Source organism: Lichenihabitans sp. Uapishka_5, assembly GCF_033947565.1.
GTDB lineage: Bacteria > Pseudomonadota > Alphaproteobacteria > Rhizobiales > Beijerinckiaceae > Lichenihabitans.
The window spans coordinates 1-8,163 of record NZ_JARPVX010000120.1; the positions used below are offsets into that span (position 1 = coordinate 1).

Genomic DNA, 8,163 nt, shown 5'->3' on the forward strand with positions numbered 1-8,163 from the left:
TTTTGCAGGCCCGTCCTTCGTAGTGAGTAGCCCGCGCCCTGTCGGTTCACACCGAGAGGACAACGCATGTTTGCATCACTAGGGGCCGCGCTCGATGGAGCGTCGGCTGAACGACATCGCACATCGATACGCCGTCACTCCCACCTGAAAGGCCGCAGCGAGGGGCTATTCTGGCGGCGCATGGACCGGCAGGAGGTCGGGAAAATCACGCTTGCCGCCCATCGCTACGAGCTGGCGACGCGACAGCCAGGCGCACGGAACGGGGCACTCGGGCATGTCGCCTTGGAGCTATTGGCACTGTTCGCCAACCTGATCGATCGCAGGAACGGCCGCCTCGATCCTTCGCTCGATTACCTTATGGCGAAGGTCAAACGATCGCGGGACGCCATCGTGCGAGCCTTGAAGGCGCTTCGTGAGCACGGCTTCCTTGACTGGCTCCGGCGGTATGTCGCGACCGGCAACGAGGGCAGGGGTCCGCAGGTTCAGCAGACCAGCAACGCCTATCGGTTGTCCCTACCGCAGCGGGCCTTGCAGCTTCTCGGGCGGCTGGCCCATCCGGCTCCGCTGCCGGACGATGTCACGCATGCTCGGCAGCAGCGCACGGCCGAGCTGGACGCGCACAAGGCCGCCTTACCCTGTGGTCAGCGTGTCCTGTTCGACTGGATGGGCGACGACGCCATGGGCGCGGTGCTGGCCCGGTTGGGCGATGCCATTGAGGCGAAACAACGTGAGTCCGCCAGCCGGTCTGAATCCCAAACTAAGGTTTTAAGATAAGGGTATGGAGCCGGCTACGCCGGCACTCTTCCTCCCCTCACGCCATCAGCTTACCATCGTGCTCGCTCTGGCAAGGCCTGGCTGCGGCCACCCACGCCCTAAAAAGGGCGCGGGTCCCTGTGCCTCGCCACCCTTCGGGCAAGGGCCTTGCCTGACGCTGCGCGCGACGGTGCGCCTATAGGCGATCGGGACGAGGAACGATCTTCCCGCTTCCAGCGGGGAATCGAACCAGGAACACCGTTGAGCAACAGGTCGGACATTGAAAAGGGCAAAAGGTCTACCTTTCTCCCGGTCTCGACAAGCCCTGTCCAAACAAGGCACTATGCCGGGTGAAAGGTTGCAGGAGAAATGCGCTACGGCTACGCCCGAATTTCGACCGATGACCAGAACCTAGACCGGCAGCGTGTCGCGCTCGGCCATGAGGCCTGTCAGGAGGTTGTCGAGGAGACGCAGAGCGGGGTAAAGGCTCGGTACCGCCTTGACGCCCTCATTGCCCGGCTTACGGGTGGGGACGAGCTGATCGTGACGGAGATCGACCGGCTAGGCCGCTCGACAGGCGAGGTCATCATGCTCATGGACGAGCTGACCAAGCGCTGTATCGCGCTTCGCATCCTCGCCATGCCAGCGCTCGACATCCGCAGCGATGATGGCCGGCTGATCGCGGACATTATGGCGTCTTTTGCCGCTCATGAGCGACGCCGTACCCGCCGCCGGCAGGAACAAGGCATCGCCGCCGCCAAAGCCGCCGGCCGGCACCTGGGTCGGCGGCCGAAGATGAACGGCCAGCAGATCGCGGAGGCCCGCGCCAGGATCGCGGCCGACGAACCGGTCCGCCTAGTGGCGCGTGCCTATGGCGTGGACGAGAAGACGTTACGGACGACATTAAAACGATGAACGCCCTTGACTTAGAGAAGATCGCTGACCTGCGTGTGAAACACCTAGAGATGGTGCAAGCTATCGTTTCACGAATGGCTGGGTACTGCGCAAGCGTGAAGAACTTCTGTGTAACAATTACAATTGCAATTTGTGGATATTCGATATCGACAAAATCAGGCCAGTTGTTAGACTTTGCTTTCATCCCGGTTGTTGTATTTTCTCTCCTTGATGCTCAATACCTGAACCTTGAACGACGCTTTAGAAATCTGTTCGAGCAAATTCGGCTAGAGGACTGGAATCAGCGGCCGACCTTTGAAATTACCCTAGATCGCGTACCGGATGTTGGTTTCTTGAGCGCATTGAACAGCTGGTCTATAAAGTCATTCTATATCCCAATATTTGTTGCTGTGATTGTAGCTAAGATGGTCTAAAAAATGGCTCCAGGCATCCTAGACATTTACGCTAGAGAATTAAGCGGCACGAAGCGGAAAGTATTCTTTTCCTTTCACTATGCCGATGTTATGCGCGTGAATAATGTTCGTTTGTCGGGCGAATTTAAAACAAAGGATCACTACAACGGACGAGATGTGCAAGGCTTCTACGATAAAAGTCTATGGGAAAGCCGAAAACGGGACGGCGAGGAGTCTTTAAGGTCCCTCATTAGAACCGGCGTTGAAAACTCCTCTGTTGTTTGCGTGTTGATCGGTTCCCAAACTTGGCAGAGACCGTGGGTACGGTACGAGATCGCTCGCAGCGTCATCGACGGGAAAGGCTTGCTAGGCGTTCACCTCAACAACATCAATCATCACCAGTCGCAAGGTTCGCACCCTCTCGGCGAGAACCCAATGCGCTACCTCGGGCTTTACAAGTCAGACAACGGAAATTTCTACCTCGCAGAGAGGGTGTCCATCAACGGTAGTTACACGTGGAAGCAGTACCAGAAGCACCAAATTGCCGTATCAGTGCCATCGTACATGACCCCGCCTCGAACCGCCGTGCCAGTGCGGTTGTCCGACTGTGTGAGGATTTACGATTGGGCTAGCAGCGGTCACAGCCAGATCGGAAATTGGATCGACACGGCGGCTCAAGCAGCCGGCAGGTAGGTCCAAAACCGTTCCTTTTAAACAGCGGCGCACCTGACATTTGCACCAGCTAAGCCATTGTCACGTCAAGGCCGTCCGCGTGGTACATCGGTCTTGAGTCCTGCACAAGAAATCCTGTCGCACAAAGGAAGCGACCGATGATATGGTAACTTGCCTATCTTCGCTCACATGGGAGACGAAATGCACTCAGATGCGGCCAGAGCCTATGTCGTGGCGCTCGGTTATGTTCAGTCGATGGCGGCGATAATGGGTGGCAATACGCGACAGCAGACTGAGGACGACATACCATTCGTTCTCGCATTTCATATGCTCGCTGGGTTTGCAGTAGAGCTTTATTTGAAGTCTTATTTGTATTTTACTGGACATGACGAAAACGAACTTCGGGGTCCTAATCTACGGCACAATCTTTCTAATCTTTTAGAAAAATCCAAGGCAGATGGTCTAATAAACGAAGGTGCGGATTTCCTAGTAGATTATCTAAATGATCATCATGCCTCGTTTGAGTTCCGGTATATGAAATCGGCATCAACCTATCCAGTTCGGTCGTTGAACTCTATTTTTGAGGCTTTTTCATCGCTCGATGTTTACGTTGATACAAAGGTTGGTGCGAGTGTTTCTCAAGGAAGAACCCCAAAAGGCGGCTGGCCGTTTTCGCCTGACAATAACTGGCGGATGCCTGTGAGCTCCTGACTAGGGCAGCCGCAACATTGGGAGGCTCTGGTCCAACCTATGCGGAATTCAGATTTGGTCGGGAAAGATCATAACGCACCTATTTTTTTGCTTCTACAACGTCATGCGCGCACGATAACGGCCATTATGCCATCAACTTTGTTCCTGATAACTTTTCATTAACCAGTTCTGTGCCTCAAATTGTAACTTACAATGTAGCCTCCAATGGAAGTTACAATGGAGGTTACAGTTGGGCGAACAGCGGTATAGTTTGGAAGAGGCCGCGCAGCTTCTTGGAGGTGTGCATCCGAACACTGTTCGCGCCCGTGCTGCTAAGGGAAGATACAGGTACGACAAGGATAATAGCGGCAAGTGGTTCGTTTGGCTGGATCCTGAAAAGGCCGCCAATGACCGCAGACCTTCTAAGGCTTTGGAAGCTCCAAAACTAGAATTGGAAGCTCCAATGGAACCTCCAATTGGAAGCGCTATCAAGGGTTTGGAACTTACAATTCAGGTTTTGAATGCGGAGTTGGAAGGGAAGCGCAGTGAGTGTGCCGCCCTTCAAGCGAAAGCGGACGACCGCACCGAGACGGCGCAGCGACTTGAGGTTGCCATAGCTACGTTGACCGCCTGCAACGAGGCCTCCTCGGCCGAGATCGAGCAGCTACGATCCCGGCTGACCGAGGAAACTGAAACCAACCGGCGGCACTTGCTCGACCTGCTAGAGCGCATGACGCCGAAGCCTGCCAAGGTCGTGCCGTCCGTTAAGCAGAGTTTCTGGCGACGGCTATTCAGCAGCGCGGCTTAAGCCTCAATCACTGCCCTAAATCTGACCGTGGAAGGGCCTCTCGGCTTTCCCAGGCTATGGATGTAGCGGCGACATCTTCAGAGGGCCTTCAGCGGGCTCCTGTGGCGAAATGCGAGCCTATTTTGTCAGACAGGGTGCATGTGTCATGCACCCCTGCCACGTGGCGAACGCGGGGGGCAGAGCGGCAAGGGCGGGCTGGAACGGCCCGGGACCGGAGCCGCCCGGAGCCACGCGCAGGCCATTCGGCCCGAGCATGGCGAGGACGGCGAGGACCCGCCCCTTGCTGCGGCGTTGGGGGCGGCGCCCCCAGCACCTCGCAACGATGTCGGCCGGGACGGCTGCCCTCGACCTGGCCGCCCTTCGGGCTACGCGCCTGGCGCGTTCAGGTGCCGCCGTTCCGGCTGTCCGGCAGGGCCGAACCAGCAATGGCGCACTTACGCAAAATTACACTTGGGCCGGTTTTCAACCTGTCAGCTTTCGCTGTCTTCCAACTGCAATTTTGCCCGGTCCTGTGGCCCTGTGCTTAGGGGTGCCCGGTCTTCCAACCGTTGCGCATGAATGTCACGCAGCTCGGCAAAGACCCTTGCTATCGGCACACCACGCCCTGAATCGGTTGTCATGGCAGCAGCAGTCGGCAGGACTAATTCCCGTAGCCATCGCTCCACATTGGGTTTGGATGCAACCATGCGGTCAGCGCATCAGGTCAAGGCCACGGGTCGCCAAGGCTACCACGCGAGGGATCGGCTTCGAGCCCTGTTCGTAATAGGCCACCATGCGGCGGCTGAGCCCGAGCGCCTGGGCCGCATTGTCGAGTGTGTAGGATCGTCCTTCACGCCAATGCCGAAAGGCTTCCGGCGACATTGTGGTGCCGGCCTGCTCCCGGGCCAGTTGCCACAGCGTGTCCGCAGCCATGTCGATATCGTCGGTCCAGATGACATCCGTGCCATGCTCGCCGACCTGCACGCGCCCGAACATCTCCGGGGAATGGCGCAGCGGCTCGTAAACGCGGAACGTGGAAACCATGCGGGACACGTCCACGCGGCTCTCTCCGCCCTTGTCCCAATGTACGCGTAGCGTCAGCGGGACCGCATCCGCTGACACGGCTGTGATGCGGGGCAGTGCCTTTCTTGGCATGGGTTCAGCCTCTCTCGTTCAGTTCCGCCCACCTAAGGGCTAGCGTTTCTCGATGAGCGACCGCCCAGGCCATAGCCTCCGCGATCTGGGCCGGTCTTGCCTCGCCTGCGATCACCTCCAAATCCGAAATCCGCACCAGCACCTGGAAGTCCGGTCCCACAATGTGGAAGTGCGACGGCCTATGATCGTCGGCATACATCCGCACGCTGACCGCGCCGAAGCGTTTCAATGTCGGCATGCAAACTCATCCTCACAATGCAATAGTTGCACTTTTAGGGATAGGCCGTCAACTTTTGCGGGGTCGGCTAGTAACCGCCATAAGCTGGCGTACGGGTAGCCAGATGTGTTTTTGGTTCCCAAAAACGGCTCTGTTTGACGAGCAACGTCTCTCGACTTCCACTGCCGACAGCACCAGCATGGCCATGGCTGGCACCACCTGGCAGCGGCATTATGCAATCTTTAATAGCAATGAACTAATATCGGTCTGGTTACTACCGCAAGATGTGCGTGGTTACACCACGCCCACCTTGGCAAGGGGAGCTTCGCCCCCCGTTGCATCCCCCAAAGCCAGGCCTTTCAGCCCGGCACCCAGACCAGGCGGCGTTGCGCCCCTGGACCCCTCACCCGGAGCCTTCGGCCGGGACCCGACCAGGGGCTTTCGCACCCCTGGACCCACGAGCCGGGCATGTCATCCCGGCACCCTGACCGAAGGGGCGCTTTCGCCCCCTCGGAACCCGAAAGCCGGACCCGCCCGGCAGGCGTTGACCGCGCCATGGCACGAGCCACGCGACGCAATCCTTTCGCCATTCGCATGACGGACGCCGAGCGCGCCGAGGCTGAGGCCCGCGCCGATCGTGCCGGCCTGTCGCTTGGCGGCTTCTTCAAAGCCGCCGCGCTCGATGCGAAACCGCCCCGCAGCTCGCGCCGACCGACCGTGGATCAGGTCGAGTTGTCCCGCCTCATGGCCCAGCTCGGCAAGATTGGCTCCAACGTCAACCAGCTCGCCCATCAGGCCAACGCCGGTTCCTGGCCGGAACGGCGCACGTTGGAGGATGCCGCGGCTGACGTCAGATGGATGCGGGACTCGGTGATGCGGGCGCTCAGCATCACGCCGCCGGCCGACTTCCATCCGTGATCCTGAAGGGCAATCAGCGGAGTGGTGGGCGCAGCCTGGCGGCGCACCTCGCCAACGTCCGCGACAACGACCATGTGACCGTGCACGAGCTGCGCAGCTTCGTGTCAGGCGACCTCCTTGGGGCTTTTCTTGAGATCGAGGCCGCCGCGATCGGTACGCGGTGCCGGCAGCCCTTCTTCTCCGTGTCGTTGAACCCGCCAGCCGACGCCCTGGTGCATTTCGATCAGTACGAGATGGCAGCCGGCGCGATTGAGGCGAAGTTTCCCGGTCTGTCCGCTCAGCCGCGTGCGATCGTATTCCACGAGAAGGAGGGCCGCCGCCATGCGCATTGCGTCTGGTCGCGGATCGACGCCGAGCGCGGCCGGGCGCTCCCACTCTCCCATTCCCGTCTGAAGCTCCGCGACGTGAGCCGGATGCTTTATGCCGAGCTGGGCTTGGAGCCGCCGGCCGGCATCCGCGACGAGCGCCAGGCCGACCCGCTCAACTACGACCGCCCGACCTGGCAGCAGGCGAAACGGTTGGGTGAGGATCCCCGCGACCTCAAGCAGATCATCCGCCAGGCCTGGGAGGTGTCCGACAATCTCGCCAGCTTCGAGGCAGCCCTTGAGCGCCAGGCCCTCACCCTGGCGCGTGGCGATCGGCGCGGCTTCGTCGTCGTCCATCATAGCGGCGAGGCGTTGAGCCTCACCCGCTATTCCGGGCTGAAGAAGGCCGATATCCAGGCGCGCCTCGGCAAGCCCGAGACGTTGCCGACGATTGACCAGGTGCACGACGTGCTGGCCGTCCGGATGACGGCGGCCGTCGAGCATCGCCTGGCCGACCTGAAGGTGGTCCAGGCGCGTCAGAGGCAGCCGCTCGCGGCCAGGCTCGCCGCCCTGCGCCAGGCGCACCGTGCTGGCCGTTTGGCCTTGCTGGCATACCAGGTAGCCCGTCGCGCCCAGGAAGATGCACACCGCGCCGTGCGGTTGCGCACCGGCCTTATGGGGCTGTGGGATCGCGTCAGCGGCAAGCGCGGCCGACTGTCCGAACAGAACGGTCAGGAGGAAGCGGCTTCGCGCCTCCGTGACCGTGACGAGGACCAGGCGCTTGTCGACACGCAGATGGTTGACCGCCGCACCCTGCAACAGGATGTGCTCGCGCTCCGCGCCCGCCATGCCGACGAACGCCGCTACGCCCGCGCCGAGCTGGCCGTGATGCTCGCCATGATGAAGGACAGCGCCCGCGCCCAGATGCAGGACCACGCGGCCGAGCTGGATAAGGTCAAGGGAAGAGGCCGCGACTCGGCCAAACCGAGCGGCCAGGCAGGGCCGGCACCACCGAGGGCCGTCTAAGCCCGATGCCTTGGTTTTCTTATGGAATTCAAATCTTTAGTGGTTTCAATAACTTCTTGATGAAGCAGGAAGGTTCCGGCACCATGGCGGGTGAACCGCCCTGATTCACATTGGGGCACGAACCAGGAGAGGCTTAGGCCCAGATACACAAAAACCCGCCGATGGGGCGGGCTTCTGATAGTCCGGCTAGCGGACAAAACTGAGTTTCTAAGCAAAACCAGTTTCCCCCATAGCCGGAGTGATTGCAAGGAATTTCTTGCCACGGCTTTGTGCGGCCTTTTTGCAGGCCCGTCCTTCGTAGTGAGTAGCCCGCGCCCTGTCGGTTCACACCGA

The 8,163-nt window shown here is 59.9% G+C and carries 10 protein-coding genes; 8 read left to right on the forward strand and 2 right to left on the reverse strand.

Translation table 11 applies throughout. From position 1 onward, the window contains the following. Positions 1 to 66: 66 nt before the first annotated feature. The 6 genes from P7D22_RS21380 (at position 67) to P7D22_RS21405 (ending at position 4,230) form a co-directional block, all read left to right on the forward strand. Entirely contained in the window at positions 67 to 774 is a 708-nt protein-coding gene (locus P7D22_RS21380; RefSeq protein ID WP_319936283.1) for a helix-turn-helix domain-containing protein, read from the forward strand. A gap of 348 nt (positions 775 to 1,122) precedes the next feature. Then, on the forward strand, positions 1,123 to 1,668 hold the full coding sequence (locus tag P7D22_RS21385) for a recombinase family protein (RefSeq protein WP_319936284.1): 546 nt from the start codon (positions 1,123 to 1,125) through the stop codon (positions 1,666 to 1,668). Continuing rightward, complete coding sequence (locus P7D22_RS21390; RefSeq protein WP_319936285.1) at positions 1,665 to 2,081, forward strand: hypothetical protein; 417 nt, start codon at positions 1,665 to 1,667, stop codon at positions 2,079 to 2,081. The genes P7D22_RS21385 and P7D22_RS21390 overlap by 4 nt, the downstream gene beginning before the upstream one ends. Positions 2,082 to 2,084: 3 nt before the next feature. Next, positions 2,085 to 2,753 carry a TIR domain-containing protein gene (locus P7D22_RS21395; RefSeq protein ID WP_319936286.1) on the forward strand — a complete coding sequence of 223 codons (669 nt, stop codon included), beginning with the start codon at positions 2,085 to 2,087 and terminating at the stop codon, positions 2,751 to 2,753. A 180-nt stretch (positions 2,754 to 2,933) separates the two neighbouring features. Then, the gene (locus tag P7D22_RS21400; protein ID WP_319936287.1) at positions 2,934 to 3,443 is read left to right on the forward strand and encodes a hypothetical protein; all 510 of its coding nucleotides are present in this window, start codon (positions 2,934 to 2,936) and stop codon (positions 3,441 to 3,443) included. Between the two features lie 229 nt (positions 3,444 to 3,672). Next, positions 3,673 to 4,230, forward strand: a complete 558-nt coding sequence (locus P7D22_RS21405) for a hypothetical protein (protein ID WP_319936288.1) — start codon at positions 3,673 to 3,675, stop codon at positions 4,228 to 4,230. A gap of 690 nt (positions 4,231 to 4,920) precedes the next feature. Here the strand turns inward: P7D22_RS21405 and P7D22_RS21410 are convergent. Beyond that, a complete protein-coding gene (locus tag P7D22_RS21410; RefSeq protein WP_319936289.1) occupies positions 4,921 to 5,364 on the reverse strand; it encodes a helix-turn-helix domain-containing protein in 444 nt (147 codons plus the stop codon). A gap of 4 nt (positions 5,365 to 5,368) precedes the next feature. Further along, positions 5,369 to 5,602 (reverse strand): DUF4160 domain-containing protein, encoded by a 234-nt coding sequence (locus tag P7D22_RS21415; protein ID WP_319936290.1) that lies wholly within the window; start codon positions 5,600 to 5,602, stop codon positions 5,369 to 5,371. 534 nt (positions 5,603 to 6,136) lie between these two features. Here P7D22_RS21415 and P7D22_RS21420 point away from each other — a divergent pair. Both P7D22_RS21420 and P7D22_RS21425 read left to right on the forward strand, forming a co-directional pair. After that, the gene (locus P7D22_RS21420; protein WP_319936291.1) at positions 6,137 to 6,499 is read left to right on the forward strand and encodes a MobC family plasmid mobilization relaxosome protein; all 363 of its coding nucleotides are present in this window, start codon (positions 6,137 to 6,139) and stop codon (positions 6,497 to 6,499) included. After that, complete coding sequence (locus tag P7D22_RS21425; RefSeq protein ID WP_319936292.1) at positions 6,496 to 7,830, forward strand: relaxase/mobilization nuclease domain-containing protein; 1,335 nt, start codon at positions 6,496 to 6,498, stop codon at positions 7,828 to 7,830. Before P7D22_RS21420 ends, P7D22_RS21425 begins: the two co-directional genes overlap by 4 nt. Positions 7,831 to 8,163: the final 333 nt, after the last annotated feature.

Bases quoted from the DNA above. Each gene is read 5' to 3' on its own strand.
- P7D22_RS21385 (WP_319936284.1), top strand. From the start codon at position 1,123: ATGCGCTACGGCTACGCCCGAATTTCGACCGATGACCAGAACCTAGAC.
- P7D22_RS21380 (WP_319936283.1), top strand. From the start codon at position 67: ATGTTTGCATCACTAGGGGCCGCGCTCGATGGAGCGTCGGCTGAACGA.
- P7D22_RS21395 (WP_319936286.1), top strand. From the start codon at position 2,085: ATGGCTCCAGGCATCCTAGACATTTACGCTAGAGAATTAAGCGGCACG.
- P7D22_RS21400 (WP_319936287.1), top strand. From the start codon at position 2,934: ATGCACTCAGATGCGGCCAGAGCCTATGTCGTGGCGCTCGGTTATGTT.
- P7D22_RS21420 (WP_319936291.1), top strand. From the start codon at position 6,137: ATGGCACGAGCCACGCGACGCAATCCTTTCGCCATTCGCATGACGGAC.
- P7D22_RS21390 (WP_319936285.1), top strand. From the start codon at position 1,665: ATGAACGCCCTTGACTTAGAGAAGATCGCTGACCTGCGTGTGAAACAC.
- P7D22_RS21410 (WP_319936289.1), bottom strand. From the start codon at position 5,364: ATGCCAAGAAAGGCACTGCCCCGCATCACAGCCGTGTCAGCGGATGCG.
- P7D22_RS21415 (WP_319936290.1), bottom strand. From the start codon at position 5,602: ATGCCGACATTGAAACGCTTCGGCGCGGTCAGCGTGCGGATGTATGCC.